This window comes from Desulfuromonadaceae bacterium (assembly GCA_019429445.1).
Classification (GTDB): Bacteria; Desulfobacterota; Desulfuromonadia; order Desulfuromonadales; family JAHYIW01; genus JAHYIW01.
This window is the reverse complement of the sequence record JAHYIW010000009.1, coordinates 43,822-62,481: the sequence shown is the minus strand read 5'-3', so window position 1 is coordinate 62,481 and position 18,660 is coordinate 43,822. Positions and strand designations below refer to the sequence as shown.

The window sequence follows — 18,660 nt, the reverse complement described above, 5'->3', positions numbered from 1 at the left end:
AAAGTAAATCAGAACCTGTAAGACGCTTCAACGCTGACGATATCGACATTATTGGCGAACGATCCGATCAGGGCGCCCCGCCCAGAAGCCATATCGGTCAAGTTTATCGCACCATCGTCAACAAAAAGATGCGCATAGGCGAAATCAAGGGTCATGTCATTCATGACATAACTGGCGCCGAGAGAGACCCAGGTACGGTCGGCACCGGGAATACGCGGCGTACGACTCTTATCCGGGATCGGTGTTTCATCGTAAGCAGCACCGGCGCGCAAAGCGAGCGTATCGCTGTGGTGATAGGTCCCGCCAATCGAGTAGCGCATGTTGTTTTTCCAGTTTTCATCCGTAACACTCACGCCACCACCTAATGCAGCAGGTTTGCTGAAGGTTAGCTGCTCAAACACGCTCCATTCGGTCCACATCAGGTCGGCCATGACATCAAACTTTTCGTTGAAACGATGGAAAACGCTCGCCTGAGCGCTCGCGGGCAATCTGATCTTACCTGCAGTATCACCTGACCCATTCATAATGGCACTCGTCATCGACATGGTCCCATCAACGGAATGAAAGACACTCGAACGATACGAAGCCCCTACACGGGTATCATCATTAAACTCATACAATGCACCAATATTGAATCCATACCCCCAGGAATCTCCTGTCACTTCAGCATAGCCATCAATTCCTGGGGCTAGATATTGCGCTTGAGACAAAGTTGCATCAAGATACTGTGCGCTGACCCCCAACCCGAGACTGAAGCTGTCATTAAGTCGGTATGAGGCGCACGGATTGATGTTAATGGTCATCAGCTCCGATTTAATGGCGTGATAACGACCGACCCAATCGGTATCGTATTTAGTCGCCATGCCGAACGGGGTATTAACACTGAGGCCGTAACTGAACTTTCACTCGCTTGGGCGGCAAAATAAAAGTTCGGCACCACTGCCGCTTCACCGCCATCCCCGCCTGACGGTGCAGTTGAGATATCTCCACCGACCGGGTTCGTTGCCGAAGTCGTCGAAAATTTTGCCGATGGCAAGATTACATGTAACCCGGCCGTTGCGTTCATTCCCTCCAGACGGGCCATCCCAGCCGGGTTAAAGTAGATGGTGGTAGCATCTTCGGCTATTGCCGCACCACCGGCAAAGGAATTTCCCAACCCTTTAACACTCTGCTCAATCAAAGCAAATCCCGCAGCGGATGCTGCCACGGCCGACAACACGACAAGTCCTGTCATTACTGCCAAAAATACGGCTACTCTTTTAATAACTTCTCCTCGTTGACTAAACTGCGTTTTGTCCAAAAAATTGCTCAACATCGGCACAGTTACCAGCCATCGTAAATCGCCGCACCAGACAGCGCTCCAATGTAAAAGCAACACCTGTGATAAGCAATACATCATCTTTACGTACAGGTCAATCAAATATATAACGATATTATAAATTACATAAATCACAGAATTTAACAGATCGAGCCAACCACAACGCAAAAATATAACAATTTGTAACCATATGATTTAAGGAGTATTTTGAATGATAATTTCATTAAATTAATTTATTATTAAAACTAACGTTGTTACATTTAGTGATTATATTAATCTCACAGATTGTTTTTTTGCTGAGACTTTATCTAATGTTTGCGTCATGACACATCACCACTGGCAGGGGAGGTTAACAATGAACAAACTCGCACTGCGAGTGCATCAAGATTGGGTCGTCGTGCGGTTTTTTGGGGGGAGGGGGGGGCCGCTATTGGTGGGTTGTCTTGTCAGCGCGCGCGGCCATTGCTGATCGCCATGCGCGCCAACTCGTCACAGCGTTCATTCTCGGGGTGCCCGGCGTGGCCGCGTACCCAGGTCCACTCGATGTCATGCGGTTTTGCGGCGACCAGCAGTTGCTGCCAGAGATCCTTGTTGGCGACCTCTTTCCGCTGCGAATTTTTCCAGCCGCGCTGAATCCAGCCGGGAAGCCACTCCGTCATCCCTTTTTTGAGATACTCGGAATCGGTAATCATCCGCACCCGACAGGCGCGTTTGAGCTCTCGCAATCCCATCAGGGCAGCGGTCATCTCCATGCGATTATTGGTCGTTTCGGGCGCGAAACCGGACAACTCCTTTTCGTTCGCGCCACAGCGTATTACCGTTCCCCAGCCGCCGGGGCCGGGGTTGCCGGAACAGGCACCGTCAGAGAATATTTCCACCAGTTGTGAATCAGGTTGTGACATGTCGGCTGCTCCTCGGTCTGTGGGTCTGTGGGGGGACGCAGATTACCACAACGGAACGACGAATGAAATCGGTTAAAACTCCTGATTTACCAAAAAAAGCCGCTAAAACAGCTGCTTGAAACAAATAAAACATTTTCTGATTTTTGGCGACATAAAAAAAATCGCCGATCATGACGACTAAAACGAAAACCTCGTTCTCCTCATTAACTATCTGTAATTATTCAGGAGAGTTCGTTTTTTTCGAGGGCAGTATCGGTTAAACCCTTGTTTTGTGGATACTGTTTTAAAAAAACCTTATTGAAATCATGAAGATAGGGATGTAGAAGTACATATCGGGATGATCAAGGTAGTCTGTTTAACCCTTGTCAGAGGAGATAGGAAAATGGCTGAAATCTTTGTTGGTGCCCTGATTGCTTATGTCTCGATTATCATCGTTGCCCAGGCAGTTGCCCTGCTGAAAAAGACCTCAGGGCAACAGTAAAACTCCAACTCGTGATGCATAACGCTAAAAGCCGCCCTCCAGATGCGGCTTTTAGCGTTTCAGATCGGTCGTTTACCCTCCACCACCTTGTTGCGGTAAATCTGTTGATATAAAAATCTCGCCGTCAAGCCACACTTATGGCACTATTCGCAGATGATGAACGAAGTAAAACTGACGCCGGTCGGCATTGTACACAGCCCGTTTCGGGAGAAATTCGGCATTCCGCGACAGCCCGGGTTGATCGCCGAGGTGGCTGCGACCATCGAACTGCTGCCACCGTTCAATCGCGAGGAAGCGGTGCGCGGGCTGGAAGGGTTTTCCCATCTCTGGCTGATCTTCGGTTTTCATGCGATTCGGCCGTACACCGGCAGCTTGACGGTTCGCCCGCCACGTCTTGGCGGCAATCAGCGGGTCGGCGTATTTGCCAGCCGCAGCACCCATCGGCCCAACCCGCTGGGGCTGTCGGTGGTGGCCTTCGTCGGGTTCGAGCAAGCAGCGGGCAAGATCCTGCTCAAGATTCAGGGGGCCGATCTGCTTGACGGAACGCCGGTCTACGACATCAAGCCGTATCTCCCCTATGCCGACGCTATTCCCGCTGCACTGGGAGGGTTTGCAGACCGGGCGCCTGAGCCGCAATTGTCCGTTGTTTTTTGCGCCGCCGCTGATCGTCGCTGTACCGAACTGGAGACCGAACGTCCCCAATTGCGATCATTGATCATTGCTGTTCTTGCGCAAGACCCACGTCCGGCATTCAAGGGGGAGGAGCACGAGCGGGTTTACGGGGTGCGCCTTTTTGATCTTGATGTGCGCTGGCGGGTGCATGAACGCTGCGCGCAGGTCGTCACGATCGAAATATTTACCTGACCCTCCCCGGTCGATCTGCTTTGCACCAGGCAAGGTTTTGCACGCGGCAGAATTTTTTCGATGAACCCACATTTTTATTTATCAAAATTGTGTTCCTTGTGTATTTTTTGTCATGCCGAACTGCGCGCAGTCTACCGGCGCCTCGTCCCGACCAGCCGCAAGGTGGTCAACGCCTTCTACCGTCATAGCGACAAAACGATCTGGTACGCGCAGGAACGACTGAGCCGCGTGCTGGCGCTGCACGAGGTCACCCACGTCGTTCTCGACCACTACTTCGTCCAACCGATCCCCGTCGGGGTCAACGAGCTGCTCGCCAATCTGGTTCAGCGTTCCAATTGAGCCTGTCCGCAACATGGTGCCATCCTGGCAGCCTGCCCCCATAGACTCAAGCAATCTCTGTTTAATCGGGCTTCACAAATTGTATACAGTATACATAAATATCAAGAGGGTTTAATCATCGCACAAGTCTAAGTCACTTAACTGCTTGCCTTTTAAGCTTTCGGTGTCTATCATCGCTTAAGTTTTGCAAAGGACATTTTATGGATCCGGTTCGTCACCTGCGCTTCTCTGTCTCCGCTCTCTTTTCGGTCATCGCTATTGGGACCTTCGGCTATGTCATGATCGAAGATTGGCCGCCGTTCGACGCCCTTTACATGACGGTGATCACCCTGGCGACCGTCGGCTTCAAAGAGGTCCATGATCTGTCTCCGCAAGGCAAGCTGTTCACTATTGTCCTGATCATCAGTGGCACCGGTATGATCGCCTATACCCTCAGCAGCCTGCTCCAGTTTACGCTTGAGGGGCAGCTGCGTAAGATCCTCGGGAGGAAAAAATTGGAGAAACGCATCAGTAAACTCAGGGGCCATTACATCATCTGCGGTTTTGGCCGCATCGGGCATCTGATCTGTCGTGAATTTCAATCGAAACCCATGCCCTTCGTCGTCGTGGAAAAGGATCAGCATCATCTGGAACGCCTCAACCGCGAAGGCTATCTGTATGTTGAGGGCGATGCGACGGATGACGACATCCTGCAAGCTGCAGGTGTCGCCCACGCCAAGGGACTGATCACGGCCGTTACCTCCGACACCGATAATGTCTATATCACTCTCACCGCACGTGGCCTCAACCCGAGCCTCTTTATCCTGGCCAGATCAGGCGAGGAAGGCTCTGAAAAGAAGCTCATGCGGGCAGGGGCCAGCAAGGTCATTTCACCCTATACGATTGGCGCCAACCGCATGGCGCAGGCCGTCCTGCGTCCTTCAGTGGTCGATTTTATCGAGTTGGCAACCACGAGCAAGCACCTCGAGTTGCAGATCGAGGAGATCGCCATCGCCGCAAGCTCCGAACTGGTCGGCAAAGCCCTGATCGACTCCAACATCCGGCAAACCATGGGTGTTATTATTGTCGGGATAAAAAACAGTGCTGGGCAGATGGTTTTCAATCCACCACCCAGTATGGTGATCGAAGCTCACTCGGTTTTGATCACCCTCGGTGAACGCAAGGCGATCAATCAACTCGAAAATGTCGCCAAGGGATCACAACGGTGAATCATTTCCGGGTTCTTTTGAGTTCGATATACTGTCCGTACGCAGTAACAGTTGAATATCTCACGGGTTAAAGTCCCGTCCGGGGAGTTATCCGTTCACCCCGGTAGCTCAAGGGAGCGGCGTTCTGGCAACAGGGGGTCGTAAGTTCCCAATTGGCAAAGCAGCAGGCCGTAACGAAAGTGAACCTACAGGTAGCCTCGTAAAATTCGCTCGAAGATGCCGACCCGGTGGACAGACGGGGAAGGCCGCCGTCACAGACTTAAGATAACGGAAGTGGTCTGTGCAATCTTCCGGGGTAGCAGGGATGGCATGTTGCGGAAGATATTCAACCCAGTGCTGGAGACCCGGTGCGGTGCTGCCTAAGGAGCAGCAACCGGCGCGTATAAGGCAACGAAATCGCGCCGGGCCGTATCGGGAGTCGGAGGGGTCCATAGTACCGTTTGAGGATATGGGACAACACAACCCAGTCCGAGGGAAGGGACCCTGCTTTGTTCACGTAACCAAAGAGCGGCGGAGATGGGGATTGCCATGTCGCTAACAACCCCGGAAACAATCAGAACGCTACAGAGGAAGCTCTACTGTAAGGCCAAGCAAGAACCGGCCTGCCGCTTCCACGCCTTGTACGACAAGGTCTATCGGGCTGACATCCTTAGTCATGCCTATGCCCTTGTCCGCGCCAACAAAGGGAGCGCCGGGATTGACGGCGTCACCTTCGCGGCCATCGAGGAAAACGAAGGGGCACCTGCATTCATTGGGGAGCTGGAAGATGCACTGAGAAACAAGACGTACAAACCCGATCCAGTCAAACGGGTCATGATCCCCAAGAGCGACGGCAGTCAGCGTCCTCTGGGTATCCCGACCATTCGGGATCGGGTGGCGCAGATGGCCGCGAAACTGGTCATCGAGCCGATCTTCGAGGCGGATTTCTGCGAAACCTCCTACGGATTCCGACCGAAGAAGTCAGCCCACGCCGCAGTCGATGACGTCGCCAAAGCCATGAATACCGGCTATACCGAAGTTATCGACGCCGATCTGTCCAAATACTTCGACACCATCCCCCATGCTAACCTCATGGCGGTGGTCGCCGAGCGTATCTGTGACGGTGCGATTCTGCACCTGATTCAAATGTGGCTCAAGGCCCCGATCATGGAAATGGACAAGGACGGAACGAAACGGAATATCGGCGGCGGTAAGGGTAACCGCAAAGGAACCCCGCAAGGCGGCGTTATCTCACCGTTGCTGGCCAATCTCTACCTGCACATACTGGACAGGATCTGGGAGCGGAATAATTTGCAACAACGATTAGGTGCCCGCATCGTCAGATACGCTGACGATATTGTCATTCTCTGCCGGAGAGGAAAATCCGAGCAGGCGATGACGGTGCTGCGACAGATACTGGAGCGGCTGCAACTGACCCTGAACGAGACAAAGACGAACGTTGTCAATGCCTTCGAGGGAAAGTTCGACTTCCTTGGATTTACGATCTGGATGGGGAAAAGCAGGAAAAGTGGGAAAATGTATCCCCACGTTCAACCATCGAAGAAATCCGAGCAAAAAGTCAAAGACCGGATCACCGCGCTCACGAAACGAGAGCGGACGATCATGCCCCTTGAATGGGTGGTGAACGAAGTCAACGCCATGGTCAGAGGCTGGGTAGGCTACTTTCATTACCGCAATTGCAGCCAGACGCTGGGCCGGATACGGAATCACCTGGAACAGCGGTTGATCACTCATTTGCGCAAGCGGCACAAAGTCAGAGACCGGAATGCAGGCTACGTCAGATTTCCCAACAGGTCTTTGTATGTGAAATATGGCCTGTACAAAGTGCCAACGACCGCGGGTTGGGTGAAAGTGCATGCCTTGCAGTGAAGAACATCGGAAAGCCGTGTGCGGGAAAACCGCACGCACGGTTTGATGAGGGAGGGCAGGGTGAAACCTGCTCTCTACTCTACCCGGAACTCCGCGCTGTCCCCGGAACTCCCGGAACTCCGCGGAACTGTTTTCACGGAATAGCGTCTAAGAGAGGGAGCATGAAATAACCAGACTCCCGTCTACTCATCCCCCTGATGGGGTCATTAAGCCTGTCCTTGACCGCTGCCGCAGCCTCAATTGGCTGCGGGTGGCGGCACCGGTTTGTGTTTCACCGTCGGCAGGGTATTCACCTTTGCGGCAATTTTGACTTCGACACTCTCCCCGTCCTGGCGCGGCTGATCGGAAAAGTGCCACTGCCCCTGCGCATCTTTCCATTTGTAGATTTTTGTCTCCGGCTGGGGGAGGGCAGCGGCGATCTTGTCCTTGACGGTGTTGATTTCCGCCTGCGCCTCGTTCAGGGTGTCGCGCGCTTTTGCTTCGAGGCCGGTCAGGTCGGGCAGGGCGACCTTCGGTGCGGAGAAATGGTCGACAGTCAGTAGCGGCTGAGCGTTTTTCCCTTTGATGACAAACGGCAGGGCAACGGCCAGCGCCACGCTGATCAACAGGTAGAGCAGCTTTTTCTTCATCGGCAAAACTCCTTGTCAGCGGCCAGGCAGCTCCAGTTCGTGCCGTTCCAGCACCAGCATGCGGTCGCGCAATTCCGCGGCTTTTTCAAACTCCAGCCCGGCGGCGGCGGCCATCATGTCTTTTTTGAGCCGGGCGATTTCTTTTTTCAACGCGCCGCTGGTGCGATATTCCGCCAATTCCTCGGCGACCTCGTCGCGTGCGTGCTGCTCCCGGTCGGCGACATCTTCGAGGACGGATCGTAACGATTTGATGATCGATTGCGGGGTGATGCCGTGTTCGGCGTTGTAGGCCAACTGGGTCTGGCGACGACGGTCGGTTTCGTCGAGACAGGCCTGCATCGAACGGGTGACCTTGTCGGCGTACATGATCACCCGCCCGGCAACGTTGCGGGCGGCGCGGCCGCAGGTCTGGATCAGCGCGCGGGTGCTGCGCAAAAATCCTTCCTTGTCGGCATCAAGAATCGTCACCAGCGCGACCTCCGGGATATCGAGCCCTTCGCGGAGCAGATTGATCCCGACCAGGACGTCGAATTCGCCCAAACGCAGATCACGGATAATCTGGATGCGTTCCAGGGTGTCAATATCGGAATGCAGGTAGCGAACGCGGATGCCGTGCTCGTTGAGATAGTCGGTCAACTCCTCGGCCATCCGTTTGGTCAGGGTGGTCACCAGGACGCGCTGTTGCCTGGCGACGGTGAGGTGGATTTCGTCGAGCAGGTCATCGACCTGATGCTGTGCCGGACGGATTTCAATCAGCGGATCGACCAGCCCGGTCGGGCGGACGATCTGCTCAACGACCACCCCTTCGGCCTTGCGCAGTTCATAATCGGCCGGGGTGGCGGAGACGTAGATGGTCGGTAGCTGCCGCGCCTCGAATTCTTCGAACGTCAACGGCCGATTGTCGAGCGCCGAGGGGAGGCGGAAACCGTAGTTGACCAGCGTCTCCTTGCGCGAGCGGTCGCCGCGATACATTGCGCCGACCTGCGAGACGCTGACGTGACTCTCGTCGATCATCAGCAAGGCGTCATCAGGCAGGTAATCGAAGAGGGTCGCCGGTGGCTCCCCCGCTTGCCGTCCGTCCAGGTGGCGCGAATAGTTTTCGATCCCCTGGCAGTAGCCCATCTCCTCCATCATCTCAATGTCGAAGAGGGTGCGCTGTTCAATGCGCTGGGCTTCGAGCAACATATTTTTTTCACGCAGGTAGAGCAGCCGCTCCAGCAGTTCATCCTGAATCTGGCGCACGGCGCGGTCGAGCGTCGGGCGGGTAGCGACGTAGTGACTGGCGGGGAAGATCGCGGTTCTGCCGATCCGATCGAGCACATGGCCGCGCAGCGGGTCGATTTCACTGATCGCTTCGATCTCGTCGCCGAAGAACTCGATACGCAGGGCACGCTTTTCCTCATAGGCGGGGAAAATTTCGACCGTATCGCCGCGCACCCGGAACGCACCGCGATGGAAATCGATATCGTTGCGCTCGTACTGAATTTCAACCAGCTTTTTAAGGAGTGCATTGCGGTCGATCTCCATCCCCTCCTCAAGGCTGATCAGCATGCCGAAATAGGCTTCCGGCGAACCGAGGCCGTAGATGCAGGAAACCGAGGCGACGATAATGACATCGCGGCGGGTGAGAAGGCTGCGCGTGGCACTGTGGCGCAGTTTATCGATCTCTTCATTGATCGACGAATCTTTTTCGATAAAGGTGTCAGTGGTTGGAACGTAGGCTTCAGGCTGATAATAGTCGTAATAGGAGACGAAATATTCAACCGCATTGGCGGGGAAGAGTTCGCGAAATTCGGCGTAGAGCTGTGCCGCCAGCGTTTTGTTATGCGCCAGCACCAGCGTCGGGCGCTGGGTGCGGGCGATAACGTTGGCCATGGTGAAGGTTTTGCCGGAGCCGGTGACGCCGAGCAGCACCTGATGATGGTCGCCGCGATTGAGCCCCATGACCAGTTCGGCAATCGCTTGCGGCTGGTCGCCGCACGGCTCAAAGGGGGATTTTAAGACAAATTTGGCCATCTTGACGGAACTGTCCGGTAGTGCACGTTTACTTGATTTTCCAGGTGGTTCCGGTGCGCGAATCGAGGAGGATGATCCCTTTGGCGGCGAGTTCGTCACGGATTTCGTCACCGCGCGCAAAGTTTTTCGCGGCGCGCGCCTCGCGCCGCTCGACGATCAGGGTTTCAATCATTTCGGCACTGAGTCCGCTGGCGTTGATCCCTTCGTTTTTACTTTTGTTCAGCCATTCGGAGGGCACGGACTGAAAGAGCCCGAGCACCCCGCCAAGGCGGCGCAGTTTGTCTGCGGCGTCCTTCAGCGCCACCAGCAACAGGGGACATTCGGCATATTTATTTTCAGCCATGATCCGGTTCATGCCGCGCACAACTTCAAAGAGGTAGCCCATCGCCTGGGCGGTGTTGAAATCATCGTCCATGGCGGCGCAGAATTTGTCTTCGAGCACCTCGATCCGGTCACATGTCTCGCGTGATTCCGCATCGAGCACGGCGCAGGTGGCGTCGCGGTTTGGATGCGCGGCGAGGTGTGCATCGGCACGTTCCAGGGCCTCGTAAAAGCGGGTCAGGCCGTGACGTGATTCCTCCAGATTCTGATCGGAGAAATCGAGCGGCGAACGGTAATGGGCGGTAACGATAAAGAAGCGGATGACTTCGGGGGCGTATTTTTCGAGAATATCGCGAATGGTGAAGAAGTTGCCGAGCGATTTGCTCATCTTCTCCTGATTGACGTTGACGAAGCCGTTGTGCAGCCAATAGCGCGCAAAAGGTTTGCCGGTGGCACCTTCAGACTGGGCAATCTCGTTTTCATGATGGGGGAAAACCAGATCCTTGCCGCCGCCGTGGATATCGAAGCTTTCGCCGAGATATTCCATGCTCATCGCCGAGCATTCGATATGCCAGCCGGGGCGCCCTTTCCCCCACGGGGAATCCCACTCCGGTTCTCCCGGTTTGGCCGCCTTCCAGAGGGCAAAATCCATCGGGTGGCGCTTCAGTTCTCCCGGCGCGATGCGCGCGCCCGCCTGCATCTCGTCAAGATTGCGTTTGCTCAGCTTGAGGTAGTCGGAAAATTTTTCGACAACAAAATAGACATCCCCCCCCGCCGCGTACGCCAGTCCGCGAGCAACCAGTTTTTCGATCAGGGCGATGATGTGGCCGATATGCTCGGTGGCCTTCGGTTGACAGGTTGGCAGATCGAGCCCGAGCGCGGCCATATCCTCGTCAAAGGCGCGGATAAATTCTTCGGCCAGTACCTTGCTGTCGATACCGCGCTGGTTGGCGCGGTTGATGATCTTGTCATCGACATCGGTGTAGTTGCGGACGTAATTGACCGTGTAACCGAGATAACGCAGATAACGGTAGATTACATCGAAGACGATGTTGGCGCGGGCATGGCCGATGTGACAATAATCGTAGACGGTCACGCCGCAGACATACATGCCGACCTTGCCCGGCACCAGCGGTTCAAAGACTTCTTTTTCTCCTGACAGGGTATTGTAAACACGCAGACTCATTCGTGTAAAAACTCCTTTGGGGGGTAACAGTACTCAAAACAACCAGCGGTTGCGGGAGAGAATTGGCGCAGCTTACCGTTTTTTCAACAATTGCACGACCGCTGGCGGAATGTCGTCCAGCGGCAGAACACGATGTGCCGCGCCACGTTCCGCCGCCACACGGGGCATGCCGAAGACCGCGCAGGAGGCCTCATCCTGGACGATATTATAGGCTCCGGCTTTTTTCATCGCCAGCATCCCCTCGGCCCCGTCGCACCCCATCCCGGTGAGGAGCACGCCGAGCACGCCGGGGGCGGTCTCCTTGCTGGCCAGGGAATGAAAGAGTTTATCGACAGCCGGTTTGCAGCAGTTGACCGGCGGGTCGTCAATCAGCTGCACGCGCTGGCGGTGAATTTCCATGTGCGTGCCGTTTGGTGCCAGGAGGACCAGGCCGGGCTCCATCTTGTCACCAGCGCGGGCGAGCCTGACCGTGAGCTGACTTTCACGGTTGAGCCACTCGGCGAAGCCACGGTCAAAACCGTTGGAGATGTGTTGCACAATCGCGACTCCGGCGCTGATATCTTTGGGTAGCGCCGTAATCAGCTTCATTACAGCGCGCGGACCGCCGGTTGAAGCCCCGATGGCCAGGGTGTGAAAAGTGGTGGCCGGTGGCAATGGGGGGGGGACAATGGTGGCGGCTGGCGTCAGCGCCTCGGGGTGGCGTTTGCGCTTGCGGAAGTGAGTGATCACCCGCACGCGGGAAAGGGTTTTGACCTTTTCAATCAGCCGCGTGGCGATTGCGTCGAACGCCTCGGTTACCACTCCGCGCGGTTTTTCCATGACATCGAGTGCCCCGCGTTCAATGGCATTAAACGCGCAGAGGTTGTCACCCCGATCGACATTGGCGGAGAGGATCAGGATCGGCGTCGGGCAGTGCGCCATAATTTCCTCGACCGCCTCAAGTCCGTCCATGACCGGCATCATGATATCCATGATGACCAGGTTTGGTTTCAGGCGCAGGGTTTCAGCAACGGCGGCGCGACCGTTGTCGACCTCGCCGACAACATGGATTTGGGAGTCCCCCGCGAGCAGATCACGCAACACCATGCGCGTCAGTTTTGAATCTTCTGCAATCAGTACGTTGATCATCACGATTAACCGATCAGGGCCTCGACCGTCTCCAGGAGGGTCCCTTGATCAAACTTTCCTTTCACGATATAAGCCTGTGCTCCAACCTCTATCCCGGTGCGGCGATGTTCGTCGGAAGCGAGCGAACTGACAATAATCACCGGCAAATCCTGAGTGTTTTCCATCGAACGAACCCGGCGGGTCAGCTCAAATCCGCTAATTCCGGGCATCTCCACGTCACTGATCATCAGGTCGAACTTGCCGCTGCGCAGTTTTTCCAGGGCATCTTCGCCGGACACTGCCAGGGTCACGGAAAATCCGTGGGTTTCGAGGATATTCTTCTCCATCGTGCGCGTGGTGATTGAGTCATCAACGACCAGCAAATTCCCTTTTCTGCTCTTTTCGCGATGGCTGGCGAAGTCTTTGCGAAGGTGTGTTCCACTCCCCTGAATGCTGGCCGTAAAAAGGTCCGGGACCGACATGATCAACGCCGGGGTGCCATCGGCAAGGATCGTTGCGCCGGAGAAGAAGCGTACACGCTTGAGCTGCTTGCCGAGATTTTTTGCTACCAGTTCCTGGGTGCCGTACGACTCACTGATGGTGAAGGCGACCTGCTGCTCGCGGAAGTTCAACACCATTACCGTGATACGTTGCAGGTGGTTGGTGGACGCCTGACGTGGAATGCCGAGCAGTGTCGCCAGATCAAAGAGGGGCAACATCCGGTCGCGAACGCGCACCACTTCCCGGGCTCCCTGGGTGAAGATATCTTCTTCCCGCAGGCGCAGGATCTCGGTTACGTAATGCAGGGGGACGGCGTAGGTTTCTCCTTCGCAGTCGATCGCCAGCGAATTGATCACCGCCATGGTCAACGGCAGATGCAGAATCATCTCGGTCCCCTGGCCGGGGGTTGAGTGGATGACCAGGTTGCCCTTGACCCGATCGATATTGGATTTGACGACATCCATGCCGACGCCGCGACCGGAGACATCGGTGATGAATTCGCGGGTTGAGAAGCCGGGGCGTAAAATCAGGTAGACGGCTTCTTCATCGCTCATCAAGCGGGCTTCTTCGGCGCTGATAACGCCGCGTTCCTGGGCAATCCGGCGGATGGTCACCGGATCGATGCCATTGCCGTCATCACGCATCACCAGTCGCACCAGGCCGAGCTCGTAACGGGCTGTCAGCTCAATCCGGCCGACCGGCGTTTTTTTGGCACGCTGCCGTTCTTCAGGAGATTCCAGGCCGTGATCGACGGCGTTGCGCAACATATGCAGCAGCATCGGCTTGAGCGCTTCAAGCATCATCCGGTCAAGCTCAACCTCTTTGCCGATGATATCGAGTTGCAAAATTTTCCCCTGTTCACGTGCCAGCGAACGGGCCATCACTTCAAGGTCTTCGGTAATCGCTGACAGCGGCAGCATGCGCAGCTCCATGGCGCTGCCGTGCAGCTCACGGACCAGGTATTCGAGCTGCACGGTATCGCGATCAAGTTCAGCGGACAACTGGCTGAAGTTGTCGAGGATTCCCTTGACAGTGCGATAGTTTTCCGCTTTGCGCAGACCGCCCATAAAGGTTTCAAGACACCCCATCAGTCCCCGCAGGTTCCGTCCGCGTTCATCAAAAAGCCGTTGGCTGATAAGGATTTCACCCATCAGGTTGACCAGCTGGTCAAGTTTGACCACGCTGGTGCGAACAGTTTCGAGCTCGATATGATCGCTGTTTTCTTTCCCTGGAGCATTGCTGACACTTCTGGATTCAGGCATGGTTCCCGTTTCGAGGGCGGTGAGTACCTGTTCCACATTGACGCTGATATCTCCCTCTGAGTGGGCCTGCGCGATCAGTGCTTCAACCGCGTCGGTGCCGAGAAAGAGGACGTCAATCAACTCCGGATTGATTGATCGTTCACCGGTTTCCAGTGATTTGAAGATATCTTCGATCAGGTGAGCAACCTGACCGAGTTCTTCCAGGCCGACCAGTCGTGCCGAACCTTTGAGGGTGTGGCCGCTGCGTAACAGCTCGTGAATCCGCCCGGCACTGAAATCTTCTTTTTCCAGCGCCAGCAGTCCCTTGCGCAGAATCTGCAGGTGTTCCTCAGCTTCGCGAGTGAAGATATCGAGATATTTCTGCTTCACGGTCAGTCCTCTTCTCCGACCAGTTCCTTCAGGCGTTCCGCCAGAGCGGTCAGTTCGGTGATCGACTGTGAGGTTTCCTGCGAACCGGTGGCGACCTGCGTGGCGACATCCCGCACCTCGGCGATGGTTTCCGCCATCTGCTCGCAGGCGGTCGTCTGCTGCTGGGTCGACAGCTTGATCTCACTCGCCGCGCTGGCGGTGTCATGCACCATCTGGGTAATCCGCGCCAGTTCGTTGGCGACGTTCGCTACCAGGTTGCTGGCCTTGTCGACGTCTTTGGTGCCATCCTCGGTGAGCATGATCGTGGCGTTGGTGGCTTTCTGGATCTGCTCAATCAACGTTTTAATCTGACTGGTGGCGTCGGCGGTGCGTTCCGCCAGTCGTTTGACTTCGTTGGCGACGATGGAAAAACGCTTGCCGGCTTCACCGGCCCCGGCGGCTTCGATTGCAGCGTTGAGCGCGAGCAGATTGGTCTGGTCGGAGATCTCGTCGATAATATCGATAATGCCGCCGATTTTCTGGGAATTTTCTCCAAGTTGCAGCATCCCCTCGGCAATCGACTGGACCTGATGCTTGAGCTCGTCCATCCCTTCAATGGCATGATCGGTGGCGGCGCTGCCACTGATGCTGACCTCGCTGGCCTGCCCGGCAAGGGACTCGACGCGCAGGGCATTTTCGGCGACCTGCTTGGCGGTGATGGCGATCTCTTCGGAGGTGGTCGTGGCTTCCTGCACGGCGCTGGCCTGTTCGGTCGCACCGGATGCCTGCTGCGCTGAAATTGCCATCATTTGATTGGCACTCGAAGAAAGCTGCTGAATGGCTTCCTTGACGTTTTTAATCAGCAGCGTACTTTTTTCGATTTCTGTTTTCAGGTTTTTAACGATGACCTGGGTCATCTGGTTGAAGGCGCTTGCCAGCTGACCGATTTCATCTTGCGATGTGATGGCGATGGTTTCATCCAGCTGCCCGCCAGCAACTTTATTGGCGACCTCGGTCAGTTGCTTGAGCGGTTTGGTGAATCGCGAGACGACGACAAGAATGGTCAGCGAGGCAATGGCCAGCAGCGCCAGCATCGACAGTCCGACGGTGCTACGCAGTTCGGCAATCGCCGCTTCGGTCTCCTGCATCGAGAAGCCGATGCGGAAGCCGCCCCAGTGCTGACCCTTGACATAGACCGGTGCGGAGACATCCCACATTTTTTCGCCGGTATCACGTTGATAAACTTGCTTCAAAAATTTGTTGCCATCCTTGCCGTCATATTGCCCGGCTTTCAGACCGACCGGATCATTGAACATGCGCTTGGTGCGGTTGCCGACGACATCCTTTTGCTTGTCACCGGTCAGCGGTTTGGAGTATCTGCTGTTGTGGGTTGGCAGGTAACCGTTGCGGTCAACCAGAACTGCGAATACTACCATCGAGTCGTTTTCAACCAGAGCATCCTGGAAGTCCTTGATCGTCATATCCAGATAGAGATCGTAGGCGGTACTGAATTTGGGTGGGTCAGCATTGGCCAGCGGTCCCGAGGTGATCTGCTGGTAGTCGACGTCAAAAAGCTGTTCCATGTTAAATTGACCGCCGGAGAGTGCTTCTTTCAGCGTCAATTCCATGGCTTTGGAACCGCCGATCGCCATGGTCTTCGCCTTGGTCAAAAGCTGTGCTTCAAGTGCTGCGCTGCGGTTGGCAACCAGTTGCTGGGTAAAGATAATCATCAGGATGGCGAGAACAATGACCAGTACGCTGACAATTTTCAGGGAAATTCGCTTGGACATGCAATTTCTTCCTTTGCTGAGCGCTGAGCTCAATCAATACTGTGATAATGAGTTTATCAGTTTATTGCTGTTCGATGACAAATTCCGTGTGTGACAGAAGTTGCTGCATATCGAGTAACACCGTAAGTTTACCGTCTTCAGTCAGTTGCCCGGTGACGGCATTGCGAGGAATGCCCCCCAGTCCTTCAGGGAAGGGCTCGACGTCATCGAGGACGACGTTGCGGGTACCGACAACGCGTTCTACGACAATCGCGGTTTCAATCCCGGCGGCTGCCATGACGATCAGCTGGCCCTGGTCGGGGATGCCACGTCCCGGCAGGCCGAAGATCGGGCGCAGATCGGTGATGGCAATAATCTCGCCGCGCAGATTGAAGACCCCGAGAATATGTTCCGGCATATTCGGGACAAGGATCTGCCGCGGCAGCCGCAATACTTCGCGGGCGATCGAGGTTGGTACCGCAAAGGTTTCATTGCCGATGACAAAAGCCAGGTAGTCGACAATCTCTTTCCCGGCGTTGTGGTCCACCTCTTCCAGCCCGCGCCAGTACTCGCGGCGCATCTCGTCAAGAACGGCCTTGATTTCATTTCCGGAATGTTGATCGTTTGCCATGGTTCGTTCTTATCTCCCGCTGGTTGTCGGTTTTGTGTGGGCCGCTTCAGTATCCGCCCGACATATTTCAAGAAAAACACTGCGCGACAGTCCGCCTGAATAGGGGATGACAGCCTCTTCGGTGGACTTCTCAAGGAGGCGAATGCTGTTGCGCAGTTCGCGCTCCGCCGCAGCGTGGTTGCCCTGCCGCAGCAACACCTTGCTCAGATAGTAGTGGGGAGCGATGAACTGCATATCAAGCCAGATCGCCCGTTTGTATTCGGTGATTGCGGCCGCCAGGTCATCTTCCATGTCATGGATCAGTCCGCGCAGGAAATAGGCGGGAGCGCACAAATCGTCGGTTTGCAGCACCCGTTCACAGATTTCCGCCGCCTGCTTGAAGTTCCCCTCGTTGGCCAGGATGATGATTTTTCCGAGCAGCGCCCCGCTGTGATCCGGCTGCTTCGCGAGGATTGTATCATATTTTTGAGATGCTGTTCTATAGTCTTCCTGATGAAAAGCTTGCTCGGCCTCGGAGAAAACCTGTGCGACCGAAAATGGCTTTGCAGCGGGCGGTTTTGGTGCCGTCGTCAGGGGGCGCGGTGGTGGTGTTGCCGGCGGCTTGTGTCGCGCCGGGACGGGGGTGCTGTTCAGGGAAGGCGGCGGGGTGGCTGTGGTGGTCTGCCGGGCGCGGCGCTGATAGAAGAACGCATTATGTTTATTCAGACGCACAAAACGATCCGAGACATTCTGCATGGTCTCGGCATGGCCAAGAAAAAGGAACCCGTTCGGACGCAGGCAGCGACTGATGCGAGCGACAATTTCGCGAATGGTGTCGATGCGGAAATAGATCATGACGTTGCAGCAGAGGATGCAGTCCACATCGCTGGTACCATTGGTCGGTGCAGGGTATGCGTCGACCTGCAGATTGAGGTAGTTGAATTCGACCATGTCACGCACCCGCCGGTCGAGAAGGTAGAGGTTGCTTTCACGGTGGAAGTATTTGTCGATGTAGTCCTCCCCCATCAGGCGGACGGCGCGCGGGCTGTAGATCGCTTCGCGCGCCCGGCGCAGCGACCTCTTGTTGATGTCAGTGGCAAGGATTTCAATTTTCCAGTCCGCCAATTGAGGAAAATGTTCCAGTAAAAAAATCGCGATAGAGTAGGGCTCTTCGCCGGTCGAACAGCCGGCCGACCAGAAACGCAAGGTACGTTCATGCTGGCGTTCGCCGATGATCTCGGGGATGACATGTTTGACAAGGGCGTCGCGATGGGAGCTGTAACGGAAAAAAGAGGTTTCACCGACGGTCAACAAACCGATCAGTTTTTTTAACTCAGCGCGGCTGTCCTGGTAGAGGTCGAGATAATCAAAATAGTCGTTGTAGGTGTCGGCACCCACCGCGCGCATGCGGCGCTGGAGTCCACGTTCGAGGATCTTTGAGTTACGCCGGTCGAAGTAGAGTCCACTGTGTTTGATCAGATACTCCTGAAATAACGTCAGTTCCTCTTCATTTAACCCGAAAAAAATTTTATCCGCGCGTTGGCGGTCGCGCAGGTAACGGATATCCTCCAGCAACCGGTGCAGATCGACCGGTTTTTTGAGGAAATCAAAAACGTCAAGCAGCTCGAATTCGAACTCGGCCTGATTGGAAATAACAATGACCGGCAGCTTGCGTGAAGTGCGCTGGTTGTGGAGCCGTCGCAACGTTTCCAGCCCGGCTGGATCTGGCAGGGAGATGTCGAGAATCAGCAGCGACGGAAGTTGCTCAAGGATTGAGCGATAGCTGCTGCTGCCATCGACGAGACATTCAACACGACAATCGGCTGCGATAAGTGGCGCGCTCAGCTCTTCGCAAAGGCGCCGGTTTTTATCGACAATCATGATCTGGAAAGCGTCGTTTGCCATGATTTTTTTATGGTCCGGTGAGAAA

General features: G+C 55.3%; 15 protein-coding genes. 4 read left to right on the top strand and 11 right to left on the bottom strand.

Features of this window, described 5'->3' with window-relative positions:
* Positions 1-8: 8 nt before the first annotated feature.
* From K0A93_04945 to rnhA, 3 genes are all read right to left on the bottom strand, one after another.
* Positions 9-863 carry an outer membrane protein transport protein gene (locus tag K0A93_04945; protein MBW6511455.1) on the bottom strand — a complete coding sequence of 285 codons (855 nt, stop codon included), beginning with the start codon at positions 861-863 and terminating at the stop codon, positions 9-11.
* A complete protein-coding gene (locus K0A93_04940; GenBank protein ID MBW6511454.1) occupies positions 803-1,453 on the bottom strand; it encodes an outer membrane protein transport protein in 651 nt (216 codons plus the stop codon). Before K0A93_04940 ends, K0A93_04945 begins: the two co-directional genes overlap by 61 nt.
* 311 nt (positions 1,454-1,764) lie before the next feature.
* The gene (rnhA, locus tag K0A93_04935) at positions 1,765-2,220 is read right to left on the bottom strand and encodes a ribonuclease HI (GenBank protein MBW6511453.1); all 456 of its coding nucleotides are present in this window, start codon (positions 2,218-2,220) and stop codon (positions 1,765-1,767) included.
* 634 nt (positions 2,221-2,854) lie between these two features.
* Here rnhA and tsaA point away from each other — a divergent pair.
* The 4 genes from tsaA to ltrA all read left to right on the top strand — a co-directional run bounded on the left by tsaA (position 2,855) and on the right by ltrA (position 6,981).
* A complete protein-coding gene (tsaA, locus tag K0A93_04930; GenBank protein ID MBW6511452.1) occupies positions 2,855-3,565 on the top strand; it encodes a tRNA (N6-threonylcarbamoyladenosine(37)-N6)-methyltransferase TrmO in 711 nt (236 codons plus the stop codon).
* Positions 3,566-3,625: 60 nt separating this feature from the next.
* Positions 3,626-3,904 carry a hypothetical protein gene (locus K0A93_04925; GenBank protein ID MBW6511451.1) on the top strand — a complete coding sequence of 93 codons (279 nt, stop codon included), beginning with the start codon at positions 3,626-3,628 and terminating at the stop codon, positions 3,902-3,904.
* A 200-nt stretch (positions 3,905-4,104) separates the two neighbouring features.
* On the top strand, positions 4,105-5,112 hold the full coding sequence (locus K0A93_04920) for a potassium channel protein (protein ID MBW6511450.1): 1,008 nt from the start codon (positions 4,105-4,107) through the stop codon (positions 5,110-5,112).
* A gap of 528 nt (positions 5,113-5,640) precedes the next feature.
* Entirely contained in the window at positions 5,641-6,981 is a 1,341-nt protein-coding gene (gene ltrA / locus K0A93_04915) for a group II intron reverse transcriptase/maturase (GenBank protein MBW6511449.1), read from the top strand.
* A 236-nt stretch (positions 6,982-7,217) separates the two neighbouring features.
* Here ltrA and K0A93_04910 read toward each other — a convergent pair whose 3' ends face one another.
* The 8 genes from K0A93_04910 to K0A93_04875 all read right to left on the bottom strand — a co-directional run bounded on the left by K0A93_04910 (position 7,218) and on the right by K0A93_04875 (position 18,635).
* The gene (locus K0A93_04910; protein ID MBW6511448.1) at positions 7,218-7,610 is read right to left on the bottom strand and encodes a DUF4124 domain-containing protein; all 393 of its coding nucleotides are present in this window, start codon (positions 7,608-7,610) and stop codon (positions 7,218-7,220) included.
* A gap of 15 nt (positions 7,611-7,625) precedes the next feature.
* Complete coding sequence (gene uvrB, locus K0A93_04905; protein MBW6511447.1) at positions 7,626-9,626, bottom strand: excinuclease ABC subunit UvrB; 2,001 nt, start codon at positions 9,624-9,626, stop codon at positions 7,626-7,628.
* A gap of 28 nt (positions 9,627-9,654) precedes the next feature.
* Complete coding sequence (gene cysS, locus K0A93_04900) at positions 9,655-11,133, bottom strand: cysteine--tRNA ligase (GenBank protein ID MBW6511446.1); 1,479 nt, start codon at positions 11,131-11,133, stop codon at positions 9,655-9,657.
* 72 nt (positions 11,134-11,205) lie between these two features.
* Positions 11,206-12,261, bottom strand: coding sequence for a chemotaxis-specific protein-glutamate methyltransferase CheB (gene cheB, locus K0A93_04895; protein MBW6511445.1), 1,056 nt, complete (start codon positions 12,259-12,261; stop codon positions 11,206-11,208).
* Positions 12,262-12,266: 5 nt separating this feature from the next.
* A complete protein-coding gene (locus K0A93_04890) occupies positions 12,267-14,378 on the bottom strand; it encodes a hybrid sensor histidine kinase/response regulator (protein MBW6511444.1) in 2,112 nt (703 codons plus the stop codon).
* Positions 14,375-16,141, bottom strand: coding sequence for a methyl-accepting chemotaxis protein (locus tag K0A93_04885; protein ID MBW6511443.1), 1,767 nt, complete (start codon positions 16,139-16,141; stop codon positions 14,375-14,377). Before K0A93_04885 ends, K0A93_04890 begins: the two co-directional genes overlap by 4 nt.
* A gap of 61 nt (positions 16,142-16,202) precedes the next feature.
* Positions 16,203-16,751: a chemotaxis protein CheW gene (locus tag K0A93_04880; GenBank protein MBW6511442.1), complete on the bottom strand. Its 549-nt coding sequence runs from the start codon at positions 16,749-16,751 to the stop codon at positions 16,203-16,205.
* A 9-nt stretch (positions 16,752-16,760) separates the two neighbouring features.
* Positions 16,761-18,635 carry a response regulator gene (locus K0A93_04875; GenBank protein MBW6511441.1) on the bottom strand — a complete coding sequence of 625 codons (1,875 nt, stop codon included), beginning with the start codon at positions 18,633-18,635 and terminating at the stop codon, positions 16,761-16,763.
* Positions 18,636-18,660 lie beyond the last annotated feature (25 nt).

What these genes read in the sequence shown, in the direction of transcription:
- K0A93_04945 (MBW6511455.1), bottom strand. Translation starts at nt 863, where the DNA reads ATGGCGACTAAATACGATACCGATTGGGTCGGTCGTTATCACGCCATT.
- rnhA (MBW6511453.1), bottom strand. Translation starts at nt 2,220, where the DNA reads ATGTCACAACCTGATTCACAACTGGTGGAAATATTCTCTGACGGTGCC.
- tsaA (MBW6511452.1), top strand. Translation starts at nt 2,855, where the DNA reads ATGATGAACGAAGTAAAACTGACGCCGGTCGGCATTGTACACAGCCCG.
- K0A93_04925 (MBW6511451.1), top strand. Translation starts at nt 3,626, where the DNA reads ATGAACCCACATTTTTATTTATCAAAATTGTGTTCCTTGTGTATTTTT.
- K0A93_04920 (MBW6511450.1), top strand. Translation starts at nt 4,105, where the DNA reads ATGGATCCGGTTCGTCACCTGCGCTTCTCTGTCTCCGCTCTCTTTTCG.
- ltrA (MBW6511449.1), top strand. Translation starts at nt 5,641, where the DNA reads ATGTCGCTAACAACCCCGGAAACAATCAGAACGCTACAGAGGAAGCTC.
- K0A93_04910 (MBW6511448.1), bottom strand. Translation starts at nt 7,610, where the DNA reads ATGAAGAAAAAGCTGCTCTACCTGTTGATCAGCGTGGCGCTGGCCGTT.
- uvrB (MBW6511447.1), bottom strand. Translation starts at nt 9,626, where the DNA reads ATGGCCAAATTTGTCTTAAAATCCCCCTTTGAGCCGTGCGGCGACCAG.
- cysS (MBW6511446.1), bottom strand. Translation starts at nt 11,133, where the DNA reads ATGAGTCTGCGTGTTTACAATACCCTGTCAGGAGAAAAAGAAGTCTTT.
- cheB (MBW6511445.1), bottom strand. Translation starts at nt 12,261, where the DNA reads ATGATCAACGTACTGATTGCAGAAGATTCAAAACTGACGCGCATGGTG.
- K0A93_04885 (MBW6511443.1), bottom strand. Translation starts at nt 16,141, where the DNA reads ATGTCCAAGCGAATTTCCCTGAAAATTGTCAGCGTACTGGTCATTGTT.
- K0A93_04880 (MBW6511442.1), bottom strand. Translation starts at nt 16,751, where the DNA reads ATGGCAAACGATCAACATTCCGGAAATGAAATCAAGGCCGTTCTTGAC.
- K0A93_04875 (MBW6511441.1), bottom strand. Translation starts at nt 18,635, where the DNA reads ATGGCAAACGACGCTTTCCAGATCATGATTGTCGATAAAAACCGGCGC.